General features: G+C 41.4%; 17 protein-coding genes and 1 tRNA gene. 15 read left to right on the top strand and 3 right to left on the bottom strand.

The window, feature by feature from the left end; genetic code table 11:
- Window positions 1-28 precede the first annotated feature (28 nt).
- Together HPK16_RS13075 and lipA are read left to right on the top strand one after the other, a co-directional pair.
- Entirely contained in the window at window positions 29-844 is an 816-nt protein-coding gene (locus HPK16_RS13075) for a lipoate--protein ligase family protein (protein WP_425487938.1), read from the top strand.
- Between the two features lie 15 nt (window positions 845-859).
- On the top strand, window positions 860-1,762 hold the full coding sequence (gene lipA, locus HPK16_RS13070) for a lipoyl synthase (protein ID WP_036076734.1): 903 nt from the start codon (window positions 860-862) through the stop codon (window positions 1,760-1,762).
- A gap of 58 nt (window positions 1,763-1,820) precedes the next feature.
- On the opposite strand, the gene HPK16_RS13065 is transcribed toward lipA, so the two are convergent.
- Window positions 1,821-3,908, bottom strand: a complete 2,088-nt coding sequence (locus HPK16_RS13065) for an immunoglobulin-like domain-containing protein (RefSeq protein WP_181677378.1) — start codon at window positions 3,906-3,908, stop codon at window positions 1,821-1,823.
- Between the two features lie 380 nt (window positions 3,909-4,288).
- Between HPK16_RS13065 and rapZ the strand changes: the two genes are divergently transcribed.
- The 5 genes from rapZ to HPK16_RS13040 all read left to right on the top strand — a co-directional run bounded on the left by rapZ (window position 4,289) and on the right by HPK16_RS13040 (window position 8,764).
- The gene (gene rapZ / locus HPK16_RS13060; protein ID WP_181677377.1) at window positions 4,289-5,164 is read left to right on the top strand and encodes an RNase adapter RapZ; all 876 of its coding nucleotides are present in this window, start codon (window positions 4,289-4,291) and stop codon (window positions 5,162-5,164) included.
- Window position 5,165: 1 nt separating this feature from the next.
- Window positions 5,166-6,131 (top strand): gluconeogenesis factor YvcK family protein, encoded by a 966-nt coding sequence (locus HPK16_RS13055; RefSeq protein ID WP_181677376.1) that lies wholly within the window; start codon window positions 5,166-5,168, stop codon window positions 6,129-6,131.
- 6 nt (window positions 6,132-6,137) lie between these two features.
- The gene (whiA, locus tag HPK16_RS13050) at window positions 6,138-7,106 is read left to right on the top strand and encodes a DNA-binding protein WhiA (protein WP_181677375.1); all 969 of its coding nucleotides are present in this window, start codon (window positions 6,138-6,140) and stop codon (window positions 7,104-7,106) included.
- Between the two features lie 30 nt (window positions 7,107-7,136).
- Window positions 7,137-8,153 carry an NADPH dehydrogenase NamA gene (namA, locus tag HPK16_RS13045; protein ID WP_181677374.1) on the top strand — a complete coding sequence of 339 codons (1,017 nt, stop codon included), beginning with the start codon at window positions 7,137-7,139 and terminating at the stop codon, window positions 8,151-8,153.
- Window positions 8,154-8,335: 182 nt separating this feature from the next.
- Window positions 8,336-8,764, top strand: a complete 429-nt coding sequence (locus HPK16_RS13040; protein WP_181677373.1) for a hypothetical protein — start codon at window positions 8,336-8,338, stop codon at window positions 8,762-8,764.
- A gap of 225 nt (window positions 8,765-8,989) precedes the next feature.
- Here HPK16_RS13040 and HPK16_RS13035 read toward each other — a convergent pair whose 3' ends face one another.
- Complete coding sequence (locus tag HPK16_RS13035; protein ID WP_181677372.1) at window positions 8,990-9,631, bottom strand: hypothetical protein; 642 nt, start codon at window positions 9,629-9,631, stop codon at window positions 8,990-8,992.
- Window positions 9,632-9,858: 227 nt separating this feature from the next.
- Here HPK16_RS13035 and HPK16_RS13030 point away from each other — a divergent pair, with 227 nt between their 5' ends.
- From HPK16_RS13030 to HPK16_RS13000, 7 genes are all read left to right on the top strand, one after another.
- Window positions 9,859-10,233, top strand: a complete 375-nt coding sequence (locus HPK16_RS13030; protein ID WP_181677371.1) for a hypothetical protein — start codon at window positions 9,859-9,861, stop codon at window positions 10,231-10,233.
- Window positions 10,182-10,502, top strand: coding sequence for a hypothetical protein (locus tag HPK16_RS13025; protein ID WP_181677370.1), 321 nt, complete (start codon window positions 10,182-10,184; stop codon window positions 10,500-10,502). Before HPK16_RS13030 ends, HPK16_RS13025 begins: the two co-directional genes overlap by 52 nt.
- A 336-nt stretch (window positions 10,503-10,838) precedes the next feature.
- The gene (locus tag HPK16_RS13020; protein WP_181677369.1) at window positions 10,839-11,417 is read left to right on the top strand and encodes a hypothetical protein; all 579 of its coding nucleotides are present in this window, start codon (window positions 10,839-10,841) and stop codon (window positions 11,415-11,417) included.
- 14 nt (window positions 11,418-11,431) lie between these two features.
- Window positions 11,432-12,034, top strand: a complete 603-nt coding sequence (locus HPK16_RS13015) for an accessory gene regulator B family protein (protein ID WP_181677368.1) — start codon at window positions 11,432-11,434, stop codon at window positions 12,032-12,034.
- Entirely contained in the window at window positions 12,021-12,182 is a 162-nt protein-coding gene (locus tag HPK16_RS13010) for a cyclic lactone autoinducer peptide (RefSeq protein ID WP_181677367.1), read from the top strand. Before HPK16_RS13015 ends, HPK16_RS13010 begins: the two co-directional genes overlap by 14 nt.
- Window positions 12,183-12,485: 303 nt before the next feature.
- Window positions 12,486-13,553 carry a sensor histidine kinase gene (locus HPK16_RS13005; RefSeq protein WP_181677366.1) on the top strand — a complete coding sequence of 356 codons (1,068 nt, stop codon included), beginning with the start codon at window positions 12,486-12,488 and terminating at the stop codon, window positions 13,551-13,553.
- A gap of 15 nt (window positions 13,554-13,568) precedes the next feature.
- Window positions 13,569-14,333 carry a LytR/AlgR family response regulator transcription factor gene (locus HPK16_RS13000; RefSeq protein ID WP_181677365.1) on the top strand — a complete coding sequence of 255 codons (765 nt, stop codon included), beginning with the start codon at window positions 13,569-13,571 and terminating at the stop codon, window positions 14,331-14,333.
- A gap of 49 nt (window positions 14,334-14,382) precedes the next feature.
- On the opposite strand, the gene clpP is transcribed toward HPK16_RS13000, so the two are convergent.
- Window positions 14,383-14,976 carry an ATP-dependent Clp endopeptidase proteolytic subunit ClpP gene (gene clpP / locus HPK16_RS12995; protein WP_181677364.1) on the bottom strand — a complete coding sequence of 198 codons (594 nt, stop codon included), beginning with the start codon at window positions 14,974-14,976 and terminating at the stop codon, window positions 14,383-14,385.
- Between the two features lie 201 nt (window positions 14,977-15,177).
- Between clpP and HPK16_RS12990 the strand changes: the two genes are divergently transcribed.
- Window positions 15,178-15,249: transfer RNA gene (locus HPK16_RS12990), tRNA-Arg, on the top strand.
- Window positions 15,250-15,483 lie beyond the last annotated feature (234 nt).

Genomic DNA, 15,483 nt, shown 5'->3' with positions numbered 1-15,483 from the left:
GTATGCGTTTTTGAGAGGGGAAATGAGGGTGGAACGGTGGTTGCTTCTGAATCAGGAAAAATTGGAACCGGCGGTGAATATGGCGATTGATGAGAAGTTGACGGATTGGCACCGAGCTGGACAGATTCCGCCAGTTTTGCGATTCTATGGTTGGGCGCCAGCGGGACTTTCGGTTGGTTATTTTCAGCGGACGCAGGGCAAGATTGATTATGATGCTGTGCAAAAGCATGGTTTTGAGATGGTTCGTAGGCCTACGGGTGGTCAGGCGGTGCTGCACGATGATGAGCTGACGTATAGTTTTGTTATTTCAGAGGAACATGAAGCCATTCCAAAAACTATTAAAGCAGCGCATAAACTGATTTCTGAGGCGTTGTTGGTAGGATTGGCCAAGCTTGATATCGAGGCGAGCTTTGCGATACCTGAGGCGAAACAGACGGGAAGCGGGACTGCAATTTGTTTTGAGGAGCCGTCTTGGTATGAGATTACGATGCAGGACCGCAAAATTATTGGTAGCGCGCAAGGTCGGCATCAGGGGATTTTGCTACAGCACGGATCGATTCCGTTACATATGAACGCGACGGAGCTGTTTGACCTTTTTGTATTTGAAAATGCACGGGTGAAGGAGCGAATGTTGCGGGCTTTCGGTGGGAAAGCGTCGGGAATTCTGGATTTGATCGGTAGAGAGATACCACTTGATGAGATGAAGAAGGCTTTCCAAGATGGGTTTGCACAGGTTTTTGATGTGGCGTTTGAGGAGTTTACTTTGTCGGATGCGCAGTGGGATGAGATTCATGCGTTGGCCGCGAACAAGTTTAGGCAGGAGAGTTATTTATTTTCGCGTTGAAAGGGGCAATAAGCAGTGGAGAAAAAACAAGAGCATGTACGGAAACCGGATTGGTTGAAAACGAAGATCAGTAACAGTGAAGGTTTTAAAGCGATTAAGAATAATTTGCGGGAAAATCGGCTACATACGGTTTGTGAGGAGGCGAAATGTCCTAATATTCAAGAGTGTTTTGGTGATCGGAAAACGGCGACGTTCATGATTTTAGGTGATATTTGTACTCGGGCTTGCCGATTTTGTGCGGTAACGACGGGAGCGCCGACGCATTTGGATTTGGGTGAGCCTAAGCGTGTGGCGGATTCGGTTGCAGCGATGGGATTGCGCCATGTCGTGATTACTGCGGTGGCGCGGGATGATTTGGCAGATGGTGGTTCGCAGGTGTTCGCGAATACGGTGAATGCGATTCGGTATCGGATGCCGCAAACGACGGTCGAAGTTTTGCCATCGGATATGAAGGGTGATTATGAGAGCTTGAAAACGTTGCTCGATGCGAAACCGGATATTTTCAATCATAATATTGAGACGGTTCGGCGCTTGACGCCAAGCATTCGGCATCGCGCGACGTATGATCGATCACTTGAGTTATTGCAACGGGTTCGGGATATGGAACCTGAGTTGCCAACGAAATCAAGCATTATGGTGGGGCTTGGCGAAACGCGCGAGGAAATATTGGAGACAATGGATGATTTGTTAGCGCATGGTGTTGAAATTTTGACGATTGGGCAGTATTTGCAGCCGTCTAAAAAGCATTTCCCGGTGGTGCGTTATTATGATCCGCGGGAGTTCCGTGAATTGAAACGGGTGGCTCGGAAAAAAGGGTTTATTCATTGCGAGTCAGGCCCAATGGTGCGCTCGAGTTACCATGCGGATGAGCAGGTGAATGCCGCCGCGAAGAGACGACGGGAACAGGCTGGTTTATAATATGTAGAAAAACCATCGCTTCCGATAATACGGGGCGATGGTTTTTGGTTATTGCGATTTATTTTACTGTAACGTTCATGCGCTTGATTTCTTTGTATTGTGCATCCACGAATACGATTTCGACTTTGTCTGTTGCATTTTTGATTAGTCCGAAGATACCTTTAAGTGTGTATGTGCCATTTGCCGTATCTAAATCTGCTTGTTTCACGACAACACCGTTAACCCATAGGCGAACTTTAGATGTACCTTCACCGTATGAACCGTTTAGTGTATTTTGACCGATAAAGTAAGTGTCAGCTGTAAAAGTGTTGCCGTAAGAATCGGAGCCAGGAACGCTTACTGTTTTGCGGTTGATTTCTTTATATTGGCTATCTACGGCTACAACTTCTACTTTATCTAGAGGACTTGTGATGAATTTAGCTGCATTAGGGAATGTGTAAGTGCCATCCGTATTCATCGATGCTTGTGTTACGACTTTATCATTAACCCATAGGCGGACTTTAGAAACATCTTTGCCGGCTTTACCAGTAATGTTTTGGTCGCCAACATTTAATTTATCAACAGTTAATGTATTATCAAAAGTTGATGTTCCTGAAACGGCGACGTCTTGGCGGTTCACTTCTGCATAGTTTGAATCTACGGCTACAACTTCTACTTTGTCACCAACTAATTTAATGAAGTTTGCTGCTGTTGGAAATTCATATGTGCCGTCAGCATTGATTACACCTTGAACGGCAATGGCACCGTTGACCCATAGGCGAACTTTAGAAACGTTTTTGCCAACAGTTCCGGTAACTTTTGTGTCGCCCATTTTGAATGGATTTGTTGTTAAAGCGTAATCGAAGGCTTGTGTTACTTTTGTGGAAGCTGTTGCTGTTTTGCCGTTCGATGCTTTTGTAACTGTGGCAGTGATGGTTGCCTCTGCGGCTTGTTTTGCGATTGTAATTTCGTACGTGCCGTTTGCTTTGACTGTACCGCTACCGATTACTGTTGCGCCGTTTTTGATCACTACTGGTGCATTTGCTTCACCTTTACCGGTAACTTTTGTAGCGTTGTTTGATAGGGCGTCAATCGTTGTTGGCGCGATATAGTTGAATGCTGTGATGGCTTTGTCTAGTTCTGCTTGGATGGCCGCTTTGTCGGTTGTGTTTGTGATGGCGTCTACTTTAGCTTGTGCTGCGTCGATTGTAGCTTGTGTAAGGTCTGATTTGATGTCTTTTGAAGCATCGCCATCAACGAATAGTGCATCGACTGCTTTTTGGGCAGCTTGTTTTAATTCTAGGTTTGTGGCTTGATCTGCAAGCTCTTGTTTTGCGTTATCGATAGCTGTTTGTACGGTAGATTTGTCGATTGTGTCAACAACTAGGTCTAATGCTACTTGAACGGCATCGATATCTGCTTGCGTTGTTGTCGGTTTGATACCTTTTGCTGGGTCATTATCGATGAATAAAGCGTCGACTAGAGATTTTGACTTGTCTAGGGAACCATCATAGATAATGGCTTTTGTTGGTATACTTGAGCTAAGATATTCAGGGAGAGAGCCAGCATAACCTTGATTAATCACCATATAACTACCTGGTGCGTAATTGGATAAATCTAGCTTGAATTCCACTGGACCATTAGTCATTGGTGTCTTAGCTATACTTGATATATATTTTCCACTAGCATCATAAATGTATACTCGTATTGAGCTGTAAGCCAGAGCGTTACTTACTACAATACTCTTGGTAGAGGTAGTTACAGCTTCATCGCCGATTTGCAGTTGTGGATATCTAACTGGTGTTTTTGTGACAGAGCTCTCAACACCGTTTACTACTTGACTAATAAATACGGAGCCAGCTGGGGGAAGATCAAAGCCGCTAGTTGAAATACTAAAGGAACCATCAGCTGAGATAGATGTATATTCGATAGTTTTGTATAGAGTTGTATACTCGTTATGCAACTCTACTTTGATTGATGTTGCGTTAGGGTCTGCTTTACCAGTAATGTGTGTCGAAGTGATATCGATAGTATCTACGAAGGGACCAGCTAGAGTTACAGGCGTTTCTGATGCGTGCGTTCCAATTGGTAATGTTGTTAATACGGTACTTGCTAAGACGTTTGTTGCTAGGATTACTGTTGCTACTTTTTTGATATTCTTATTCATTGTTTATTAATTCCTCCATTTAATTTTGTATTTTCTGTTTTTATTATGTCTGGATCTGTGAGTGAAAGATAGTTACGAGCTTATTGCTGATTTCCTCCTTCAATCTATTTACTGTGTGGAGCTTCATGTGCGCTGTCCTTACCACTTCTATATAGTATCATGGTTGAATCGGCTAAAAAATACAGTACTTCTGCAAAATGGAAAAATAGTGTGTATAAATTGTGACTGTTTAACGAAAAAAAATGAAACGCCCGGCTGATTTACTTTGTTAGGTTTTTGGGGTGGTGTATGTTAGAATGGATTTGTATATTAGTATAGAAGAAAGTGGTTAAAGGTGTAGCGTGTGACTACTTTTTGAGATAGGAAAGGTTGGGCTAGTGATGGCGACGAATCATTTGCAATTAGTTATTATTACAGGGATGAGTGGGGCAGGAAAGACTGTCGCAATGCAATCTTTGGAGGATTTAGGATATTTTTGTGTGGATAATTTACCGCCTAGTTTATTGCCGAAGTTCTGGGAATTGATGAAGGAATCTGGAAAAATGAATAAGATTGCGCTCGTGATGGATTTGCGTGGACGTGAATTTTTTGATTCGATTCAGCCGGCATTGGATGAGTTGGATAATACGTCATTTATTACGACGAAAATGCTGTTTTTAGATGCGGATGATCAGGTTTTGGTATCGCGTTATAAGGAGACGAGACGTCATCATCCACTCGAGCCGAATGGTTCTGTGTTGGAGGGTATTAAGCAGGAGCGGGACTTGCTAGAGGACTTGAAAGGTCGTTCGCAACTTGTGATTAATACGTCGACATTGGCGCCGCGTGAGCTTCGGGAGCGGATGAATAATGAGTTTCAGACGAGTGATCGGGAAATTTTCAACGTGCAGGTGATGTCGTTTGGATTTAAATACGGTTTGCCGATTGATGCGGACTTAGTGTTTGATGTGCGTTTCTTGCCGAATCCGCATTATATTGATAAGATGCGCCCGCTGACTGGACTGGATAAAGATGTGTATAATTATGTGATGAAATGGCCGGAGACGGAGACTTTCTTGAATAAATTGATGGATATGGTCTTGTTCACATTGCCGTATTATAAGCGGGAAGGGAAGACGCAACTTGTCATTGCGATTGGCTGTACGGGCGGGCAACACCGGTCTGTGGCGCTTTCTGAGTACGTTGGTAATAATTTGAAAACGAAATATGAAACACAAATTTCGCATCGGGATATGAAACGCAGAAAGGGAAACTGAGATGACAGCGACGGAAAAGCCGAAAGTGGTCGTGATTGGTGGCGGGACAGGTTTACCGGTCATACTGCGAGGCTTGAAAAAACAACCTATTGATTTGACTGCGATTGTCACGGTTGCTGATGATGGTGGAAGTTCGGGCAAGATTCGCGAGCAAATGGATGTATTGCCGCCTGGTGATATTCGGAACGTGATGGTGGCGCTGTCGAATACGGACCCGCGGATGGAGGCTTTGATGCAATATCGTTTTAAAGTGGAGGGTGATTTGTCGGGCCACGTGATTGGAAATCTGATTTTGACGGCGTTATCGCAGCTGAATGATAGTTACGTGGAGGCAATTGAAGTGCTCAGCAAGGCGATGCGGATTCGGGGGAAAGTGATTCCGGCAACGGATCGGCCGCTAATTTTGAATGCGATTATGGAGGATGGCTCACTCGTGCAAGGGGAGTCGGTGATTCCAATGCAGGGCCAGCCTATTGACCGCGTGTTTATTACGCCGGATGATGTGAAGGCATTGCCGGCTGCAATTGAAGCGATTCATGATGCGGATTTGATTGTGCTTGGGCCGGGAAGTCTGTATACGAGTATTTTACCGAGTTTGTTGGTGCAGGATTTGCAGGATGCGATTTTTGAAAGTAAGGCGTATAAGGTGTATATTTGCAACATTTTGACGCAGGTCGGGGAAACGGATTTCTTCACGGATGCGGATCATGCGCAGGTTATTTTGAACCATGTGGGGCGGCCGATTATCGACGCGATGATGATTAATACGGCGGAAGTGCCGCGTCATTTGATGTTCCCTGATGATGTGATGCAAGTCGAGCAGAATTTTGAGAAGGATCATGCGCTGAATATTAACGTCATTGCTGGGGACCTACTTTCCACAGAAGGCGGTTTGGTGCGACATGCTGCGGATAAAGTGACGAATACATTATTACAGATTCTGATGAATTTGAAAGAAAAGGAATGAGGGTCTATGTCCTTTGCCTCGGAAACAAAGAAAGAGTTAACCAATTTAGATATTACAAAGACGGATGCAAAAGTGGAACTGTCGGCTTTTATCCGCATGAATGGTGCCGTCTCGTTCTCTAACCAGATGATGGTTGTGGATGTGCAGACGGAGAACGCAGCGATTGCGCGCCGAATGTATCGACTTTTGAAGGAATTGTATCAAGTTCCGATTGAATTATTGGTACGAAAAAAAATGAAATTGAAGAAAAATAACGTCTATATAGTGCGTCTGAAGGCTAAGACGAAAGAGATTCTGGCCGATTTGGCGATTTTAAATGATGGTGTATTTCAGAATGCGATTAATCCAGCGCTGATAAAGACGAAGAACGCGCGCCGGGCCTATCTTCGCGGAGCATTTTTGGCGAGTGGATCGGTGAATAATCCGGAGACGTCGTCGTATCATTTGGAGATCAACTCGGTGTATGAGGAGCACAATGACGCGATTTGTAGTTTGATGAACAGTTTCAAGCTTAATGCGCGGACGTTGGAGCGCCGAAATGGCTATATTACGTACTTGAAAGAGGCGGAGAAGATCACGGAATTTCTGAATATTATCGGAGCAACTGGGGCGCTGCTTCATTTTGAAGATGTGCGGATCATGCGTGATATGCGGAATTCGGTGAATCGTCTCGTGAATTGTGAGACGGCAAACTTGAATAAAACGATTAATGCGGCGGTGCGACAAATCGATAATATTAAATTTATCGCGGCGGCGGTGGGCTTAGAAGCGTTACCTGAAAAATTGCGAGAAATCGCGGTACTGCGCGTTCAATATGAAGACGTGACGTTACAAGAACTCGGCGACATGCTCTCCAGCGGGCCAATCAGCAAATCAGGAATCAACCACCGTTTGCGGAAACTCGACCAAATCGCGGACCAATTGCGAAGCGGCGAATCCCCGTCACAATTAGGACTTAGAATACCATCGAAATAAATATAACTAAGAAAAGGATGCGATCAAATCATGTCAAAATTGTTTTCTACGTATAAAGTGAAAGGTCTTACTTTGAAAAACCGTGTGGCAATGTCACCAATGTGTATGTATTCTGTAGAGACGGATGACGGAGTGGCGAACGATTTCCACTTTGCCCATTACGTTTCCCGCGCGGCAGGTCAAGTTGGCCTTATCATCTTGGAGGCAACAGCGGTACAAGCGGTTGGCCGAATTTCTCACGGCGATTTAGGATTGTGGGAAGACGCCCAGATTCCAGCCTTGAAGCGAATTGTTGATGGCGTGCATTATCACAAAGGCGCAGTCGGAATCCAGTTGGCACACGCTGGTCGAAAAGCTGTTTTAGACGTAGATCCAGTCGCACCAAGCCCAGTCGCATTTGATGATGAAAGCAAAAAACCGCATGAACTAACTGCAGCCGAAATAGAAGAAGTTGTAGCTGATTTCAAAAAAGCAGCTTTCCGCGCGAAAGAAGCAGGATTTGATGTCATTGAAATTCACGCAGCGCATGGCTATTTATTACATGAATTCCTATCGCCAATTTCGAATTTACGCGAAGACGAGTATGGCGGCCCAGCAGGGAACCGTTACCGCGTTTTAGGAGATGTGATTAAAGCAATGCGTGAAGTGTGGGATGGTCCACTTTTCGTTCGTATTTCCGCGACCGATTACGCACATGGCGGTTTGACCGTAGACGATTACATCCCGTTTGCAAAATGGATGAAAGCAGACGGAGCCGATTTACTAGATGTCAGCAGTGGCGCACTAGTAAATACCGTTCCGAAAGTATACCCAGGCTATCAAGTACCATTCGCTGAGAAAATTCGCACAGGAGCAGGAATCGCGACAGGCGCAGTAGGCCTGATCACAACGGGCGTTCAAGCAGAGGAAATTCTGCAAAATGACCGCGCCGATTTGATTTTCTTAGGGCGTGAGTTGTTGCGTGATCCGTATTGGGCGAGAACAGCCGCGAAAGATGTTCGTGGAGAAGTGACGCCGCCTGAGCAGTATTCGCGTGGTGGTTGGTGAGGAGATAGAGGGGAAATAAGAGTCCAGCATTCTAAGAAATAATTAGGATGCTGGACTTTTTTGTGGAGTTCAGTACGTACTAAAGATGAGGCAATTAGAGATGGAAAAGGAAAGTAATGGATTTTATAAGATATTTATTGTATACTCTTGATAAGTCTAGAGTATTTAAAGGAGTGAGGCAAATGTCTAATTTAAACAATTTATTTACTGGCCCAATTGTTGCCCATGAAATAAAAATAGAAAATAAAACAGGTTATACAATTTCTCAACCATCTTTGTTGAGTGGTAATCAGAAGAAAAATGGTGCTAACTTTCAGGCTGGCGAAAAAAGAAGCTTATACCTACCAGCTTCAGATTCTTGTGAGTTGGAATTTTTAGTGGATAATCAACCATATCGTTTTGTTTTGAATGAAAAAATAGATATACATAACCAATTACCAATTATATTGCAAATTATTGGAGATAGCCCATCAAATCTAAATATAGAAACGCATCGAGAAAAACAGGAAATTCCAGAAGGAAAAGTTGTATGGAAAGATGCTAAAGTTATTTGGGGGACTGTAATAGTATTTGCCATCGTTATTGTTATATGGCTTATGAATGTACTTTAAATAAAGTGCATTTCAAATGAGTATTTTGTATTATATAGAATGTGAAGGGAGCCCAGGATAAAGGCTTTCTAGAATAAAAAATAAGCAGGAATCGTTTGTATACTCCATTTCTAAAATGGCTTTATACAACGATTCTTGCTGTTCTGTTTTTTGAGTTTAAATGCTTTTTCCCTACTTCTAATTACGTAAGAGCAAAGTCTAACTTCAGATAATTAATCGAGATTATTACTTTTTAAATGCTTGGTTTTTCTGTAAAATTTTCGCGTATATGTCTGCATACAAATCCTGATAATCGGTATTTTCTAAACTAAGGGTCGCGTCATCTTCTGCCAAGAAAAGCGCACTCTTAGGTTCTCTATTAATGGGATACTTACTTAGAAATGCGTTTGACAAGACATAGTTATCATCGGATTTACTGTTTTTGAGGTAGAGATAATAAGACTTCCCTATCTCCATTTTTTTGTAATGATTCAAAGTCAGCGTAATCTTTTTGCCTTCAACAGGAACATTCATCGCTACATCTTCCAGAATTTCAATATTGTCACCAAATTTTAACGTATTGGTGGCATCTTTTTGTATGTTCTTTATGGTGACACCGCTCATGGTATAAAATTCGGTCGGCATGATATTTTGCTCGGTTTCCTTCGTTACAGTCTGTTGTTCATTATTTTTAACAACCTCTACAATGATTGGCGAAGTGTTCTCCAATTCCTCAAGACTGGAAGCAAGAGAAACGTATTTTCCAGAGGATGAGATCATGGTTTTTTCATCAACCATTTCTAATTTTTGCTCTTTTGTAGTGACATCTGCTGAGCATCCAGCTACAAAAAATACGAATAAAATGCTTGGCATTGCGATTTTTTTCACGAGTAACGACTCCTTTAGGTTTTATTTTCCACCATGTCTAAACATGATAACATCTTTACTCAAATATGCCTAACTTAAATTCGAGTTAAAACTAAGAAAATAGTTGGTATCACTAATATGGAAGCGTTTAAGATAGATAAATGTCATTTCACGATAAAAACCCGTTTTGCAGGCTTAAAGTGTGTTAAGATGAAAGCGTATTAACACTGACAAAGAGGAGTGCTTGCATGAAAAAACAGAAAATATGTATCCTAATTTTAAGTTGTTTGGCACTAGCTGCATGTGGTAAGGAAAAGGTCGAGGAGACTACTAAACCGAACAACGAGCTAAAAGCCAGTGTGCATACATCGATTGAAGACGTTACATATGATCAGGCAATTAAGGAAGCAGATTTAATTGCAGAAGTTAAAATTGGTGCAGTAAACAATATTGTAGAAGGCGGAAATAATATTGTCGCAAAAACAAAATTTGAAGGCTCACTAGAAAAAGTATATGCCGGGAACAAGAAAAAAATGAAGCTATATATGTTTTACAGGAGGGGAAAGATGGGATGGAGATTGAAGATTATCCTCTATTCCAATCAGGCGAAACCTATATTTTGATGCTAATGGATTCAGGTGATGGCAAGACATTTTGGATTAAAGGTCAAGTGAATGGAACTTATTTCGTTGATGGTGGCACGACGTTAAAATTCGGTGACACGGAGCCAAGCTTACACGAGAAGAAGGATATTAGTGACCTAGACGAAGCGATTATTGAGAAACAAGAAGAAACAGCTAATAATTCGCAAGTCTTAGATACAGAAACCTTCCAAGCGCAACTTGAAAAGGATGTGAAGGAATTTTATGTTGTTGGATTGATATTTTACTAACCATATGCAGTGAAATAAAATCGTGGTGCATATGGCCAATGGTGAAAAATGTATGGTCTCCACATGGAAAATAAAAGGATTAAAAAATAAGAATAAGGATAAAACATTGGGCTCGCTTCCGATTTTTTATCCTTTTTTTGGTTTACTAAAAAATTAATGTTATATATATAACTCAAAAACATCGCTTTTTTCGCGCTTACGAACGGAATCGCTACGTTCACGACAAAATGATAAAAATTCTACCTTTCTGTCGTATAATTGGTTTATGGAAATAAGGCTTACCGAGATGAGCTTTTTGAACCACATTATTCGATACTGAAAGGAGTAGATCACGAGATGATGAAACCGTTTGTTCAAGCAAAAATGGCTAGCACACAACCATGCTTATTTTTCCAAAAGGAAATTGTTCGTGATTTGCAATTTTTTAGCCCCGTCTTGGCTAAAATTAATTTAGTAGAGCGTAATAGTGAGGATTCGAAATGGGATTGTCTTATGTTGGCAGTATTTTCAAAGCTTGGACGTGACTATATAAATAAAGAAGACTACTTTTTAGATCGATTTCCAGTAGCTGGCCGTCAACCAAAATATAAAATGTTGATTACATACCGTGGTTACATCTATTTTTTGGATAGCATCACAGGGCACGTTGGGATCAGTGATAATCGGTTTTTGGTAGGACTTAATCGCGACAGGCTGTACATGATTGTTTACCGGGATGAGGCACTGTATAGTAAGCCGTTGAGAGGGAAGCACAATCTTCTCTCTCAAGACGGAAGAGTCACACAAAATATAGAGAAAATATTGAATGAGAATGAAATACCAAATGATAGGGTAGAAATTGCAGAGTTTGTTAATTCGGACAGAGCTAGTGAAATCTCGTTAGTCTCTGTCTGGGAATTAGCACTCGATGAATAGGGAGGCGAATTGGAATGTTTAGTTTGACCGTCCCCAATATGGCAGCAAAGATTACCAGAACGATTTTCCGCGATAGGGAAGTTGACGAAGACAGATTTGCGATTGTAAAGTATGGTGTAGAAATATTTTTAGTGAACGTGACGAAGGGAATTACCGTATACCTCTCCGCTGCCTTGTTAGGGATGATTTGGCAGACGTTGGTTGTACATCTTTCTTACTTGATGATTCGTAGGCATTCGTTTGGTCTGCATGCGAAGACTAGTTTGGGGTGCACAATAACGAGTGTTATAGTGTTTGTGGTTTTACCTTATTTTGTGAAGGAAGTTCAATTGTCTGGATGGATGATTGTACTTATAAGTGCTTTTATTTTACTGAATATTGCGATATTTTCACCTTCGGATACTGAAAATATGCCGCTTTTTAACGCTAAAAAAAGACACGAATTGAGGGTTAAATCTATAAAAAATTCTTTTTGTGTGTTATTGTTCGTGATTTGTATTCCTATTGAGTCAATTAAGTCATTGATTTTATTGGGATGCTTATTACAAGTAATCTTGATTCACCCATGGACATACAAAATTTTAAAAAGGAGATATAATAATTATGAAAATAGGTAGAGAGAATAAAGTTAAAATGGTTTTTAGGAAGCATATAGAAAAATACTCAGTCAAATTAGCTGAAGATTCAGTCAAAAAAAGTTGTCCAGGGTATATATATGAACCGAAAGTACCTAATGCCCTACTTTTTCCTAAAGAAGAACAGTAAGTACCTTTGTGATTTGTAAATTAGAGCTTTTTCATCTATAATTTAAATAGAATAGCTTATAATTTATAACATAGGGGGAGAGGTATGGCCACTGTAATCAGCTGTATAACGCAAATCATTTACTTTGTGGTGGGTGTCCAGATTATTAGTAGAATAAGATTCTCATGGAAATTAATATGTATCTTGGCAATTTTACTAATGGTAACTGCAGTACCGCTATTTTTCTATATTAGCTACTTGTCAGTTATATTCATTATGATAGTTTTGTTTTCGGTTCTATATTCAAAATCCAGGAGTATTAAATTGTCTATAATAAGCGTAGTTGGGGCATTCATTATTACAATTGTTGCATACGCATTTGCTTATGTTACTATGTTGGGAATGTCGCTATTCATGGAATTACCTGTTAAAGATGATTCATTTGTGGAAGGTGTTCTTATTCTTCTTTATGTTAGTATCTTCTTTAAGATACTTGATATGATTTTGGGGAGGATTAGAAATGATGTAGATATTAAGGATAAGTATCTGTTACTAATAGTTATAGTTAGCTCTATTACACTATGCTTATTCTATCTATATATATGGCAAGGGAGTGTTTCAGGATTTTCAGATCAATCACTGAAAACAAATGCTGTAGTATTTTTAACTTATACAGGAATTATGGCAGTCATACTCTCCATTATCGTCAAAAGTGCAGTCAAAAACGCAAAAGTCGAAGCTCAAGCTCTCCAAATGCGCCAACTCCGTGAATATGTCGGGGCACTCGAAGCGCTTCAAAAAGACATGCGGGTTTTCCGACATGATTATGTGAATATCTTATCCGGCATCAACGGCTTCATCACAAACTCGGACATGGATGGGCTCAGTGTTTATTTTCGGACGAAGGTTATTCCGATGAATTCTGATATGGAAGTTAATATTTCGAAGCTTTCGACGTTGCAGAATCTGGAGGTTGTTGAACTGAAGGGACTGTTTGCTACGAAGATGATTCGGGCTCAGGAATTGGGCGTGGATGCGCAGGTTGAGGTTTATAAGCGAATTGATGAAATGAATATGGATAGTATTGATTTATGTCGGGTGACGGGGATTTTATTGGATAATGCGATTGAGGCGGTCGTTGAAACTGCTGATCCAACTGTGCGTGTTGCAATTATTCAGAAAAAAGAGGCGATTGTACTCATTTTTGCTAATAGTTTACCGGAAGATTCGCCGCCGATTCATCATTTTTTCGAGGAAGGATTTTCAACGAAGGGTGAGAACCGCGGGATTGGGCTTTCGACTTTGAAGAAGACGTTAAAGAAATATCCGAATGTATCTCTGGACACGAAGATAACGCAACATGGTTTTGTGCAGGAACTGGAAATAGGCTAACTGGAGGGTGAGGAGATGATTGAGGTTTTTATCTGTGAGGACGAGGTTAATCAACGAAGCGAGCTTGTCAAACATGTTGAGAATTACATCATGATGGAGAATTTTGACATGGAACTCGCTTTATCCACAGGTGATCCTGAAGAGCTGTTATCTTACGTCCAATTTGGTGGCGAAGGTATGGGTCTTTACTTTCTAGATGTTGACTTGAAGCATCCGCGGCTGGACGGTTTGGAGCTGGCGCAGAAGATTCGGGAATACGATCCGAGAGGGTTTATCGTTTTCATCACAACTCACGCAGAACTCAGTTACTTAACTTTTACATATAAAGTGGAGGCCATGGATTATATTATCAAGGACGATTTCGACAAAGTGCGCAATCGGATTTTTGATTGTATGAAAAGTGTGGAGGAAAGAGTTGGCAGGGAACGTAAAGAGGTCGGCAAGTTTTTTACAATGAAAACGGATGAAAAAGTGATTCATGAACTTTACGATGATATCTTGTTTTTGAGTACGTTGAAATCAAAAGCGCGGAGGATTATTTTGCACGGGCAAGAACGCCAAGTCGAGTTTTATGGTACGCTTAAGAGTTTGGAAGACAGTCTTGACGAGCGATTTTATAAGACGCATCGGGCTTTCATTGTGAATACGGACAAAATTGTATCGGTGAATTATGTGAGTGGTATTATCACGATGGTGAATCAAGAGGAATGTCTGCTTTCTACGAGATCAAATAGGGACTTTCGTGACTTTATTCGGAGGCGTCGTGGGGACATAGATTAAAAAACAATAAAACTCCCGAGCTATAAGTTGGCTCGGGAGTTTTATTTGCTTATTTTAGACCGGCTTTGTTGACTACGATGTCATCGATTAGGCCGTATTCTTTGGCTTCTGCTGCCGTCATGAAGTTGTCGCGATCTGTGTCGCGTGAGATAACTTCGATTGGTTGACCTGTGCGCTCTGCCATGATTGTGTTCATGCGCTCTTTGATTTTTAAAATGTGGCGAGCTGCGATCTCGATTTCCGTTGCTTGGCCTTGTGCGCCGCCAAGTGGTTGGTGAATCATGATTTCAGCGTTTGGAAGTGCGAAACGTTTGCCGTCCGCGCCAGCTGTAAGTAGGAAAGATCCCATCGATGCTGCCATACCCATTGCGATTGTTTGAACGTCCGCTTTTACGAAGTTCATTGTGTCATAAATCGCCATCCCAGCAGAAATACTGCCGCCTGGTGAGTTGATATAAAGGAAAATATCTTTCTCAGGGTCTTGCGCGTCTAGGAATAGCAATTGCGAAACGATCGAGTTAGCAACGTTATCGTCAATCGCACTACCTAACATAATAATCCGATCTTTAAGTAGACGGGAATAGATGTCATAAGCGCGTTCCCCACGGCTAGTTTGCTCGATTACTGTTGGAATTAAATTCATAATAAAACCCTCCTGTTTAGGTATATTTCATTTAAAAAGCACGACTTTCTTGCCTTTTATTTCTTACTTGATGCTTCTATATTACACGAATGGTCAAACTAGGTCAAACGAAAGGCTCGAATGAAATATTCCTGTAAGATAAAGCTTGTGTAATTGGCAGTTTTCCGCTATAATTATTGATTGTGAGTGTAGTAAAGATTCGTCCTCGTAGTGCAACGGATAGCACGTGAGCCTCCGAAGCTCAAAATATAGGTTCGATTCCTATCGAGGGCATAACTGAGTGAAAAAAGAAGTCGTTAAACTGCGGATAACTTGTTGGTATGACAAGCGGTCTAGGCAGTTTAACGATTTTTTGTTTTGCATAGTATTACTATGATTTTTCGGCTCTATGTCAATTGTTGGGGTGAAATATCAAGGTGCGAGCTAGGGAGTCAATAGCTCGTGCCTTTTCTTAACCTACAGAGATGTCAAAATCTTTGATAAAGTGTTGGGCTAGTATTTTGGCTC

Source organism: Paenilisteria rustica (assembly GCF_013820765.1).
GTDB lineage: Bacteria > Bacillota > Bacilli > Lactobacillales > Listeriaceae > Listeria_A > Listeria_A rustica.
Note: the sequence above shows the minus strand (reverse complement) of the source record. Positions and strands in the feature narration are given on the sequence as shown.

What these genes read in the sequence shown, in the direction of transcription:
- HPK16_RS13015 (WP_181677368.1), top strand. Translation starts at nt 11,432, where the DNA reads ATGTTTAGTTTGACCGTCCCCAATATGGCAGCAAAGATTACCAGAACG.
- HPK16_RS13040 (WP_181677373.1), top strand. Translation starts at nt 8,336, where the DNA reads ATGTCTAATTTAAACAATTTATTTACTGGCCCAATTGTTGCCCATGAA.
- HPK16_RS13030 (WP_181677371.1), top strand. Translation starts at nt 9,859, where the DNA reads ATGAAAAAACAGAAAATATGTATCCTAATTTTAAGTTGTTTGGCACTA.
- namA (WP_181677374.1), top strand. Translation starts at nt 7,137, where the DNA reads ATGTCAAAATTGTTTTCTACGTATAAAGTGAAAGGTCTTACTTTGAAA.
- whiA (WP_181677375.1), top strand. Translation starts at nt 6,138, where the DNA reads ATGTCCTTTGCCTCGGAAACAAAGAAAGAGTTAACCAATTTAGATATT.
- HPK16_RS13000 (WP_181677365.1), top strand. Translation starts at nt 13,569, where the DNA reads ATGATTGAGGTTTTTATCTGTGAGGACGAGGTTAATCAACGAAGCGAG.
- HPK16_RS13055 (WP_181677376.1), top strand. Translation starts at nt 5,166, where the DNA reads ATGACAGCGACGGAAAAGCCGAAAGTGGTCGTGATTGGTGGCGGGACA.
- rapZ (WP_181677377.1), top strand. Translation starts at nt 4,289, where the DNA reads ATGGCGACGAATCATTTGCAATTAGTTATTATTACAGGGATGAGTGGG.
- HPK16_RS13025 (WP_181677370.1), top strand. Translation starts at nt 10,182, where the DNA reads ATGGAGATTGAAGATTATCCTCTATTCCAATCAGGCGAAACCTATATT.
- clpP (WP_181677364.1), bottom strand. Translation starts at nt 14,976, where the DNA reads ATGAATTTAATTCCAACAGTAATCGAGCAAACTAGCCGTGGGGAACGC.
- HPK16_RS13020 (WP_181677369.1), top strand. Translation starts at nt 10,839, where the DNA reads ATGATGAAACCGTTTGTTCAAGCAAAAATGGCTAGCACACAACCATGC.
- HPK16_RS13065 (WP_181677378.1), bottom strand. Translation starts at nt 3,908, where the DNA reads ATGAATAAGAATATCAAAAAAGTAGCAACAGTAATCCTAGCAACAAAC.
- HPK16_RS13010 (WP_181677367.1), top strand. Translation starts at nt 12,021, where the DNA reads ATGAAAATAGGTAGAGAGAATAAAGTTAAAATGGTTTTTAGGAAGCAT.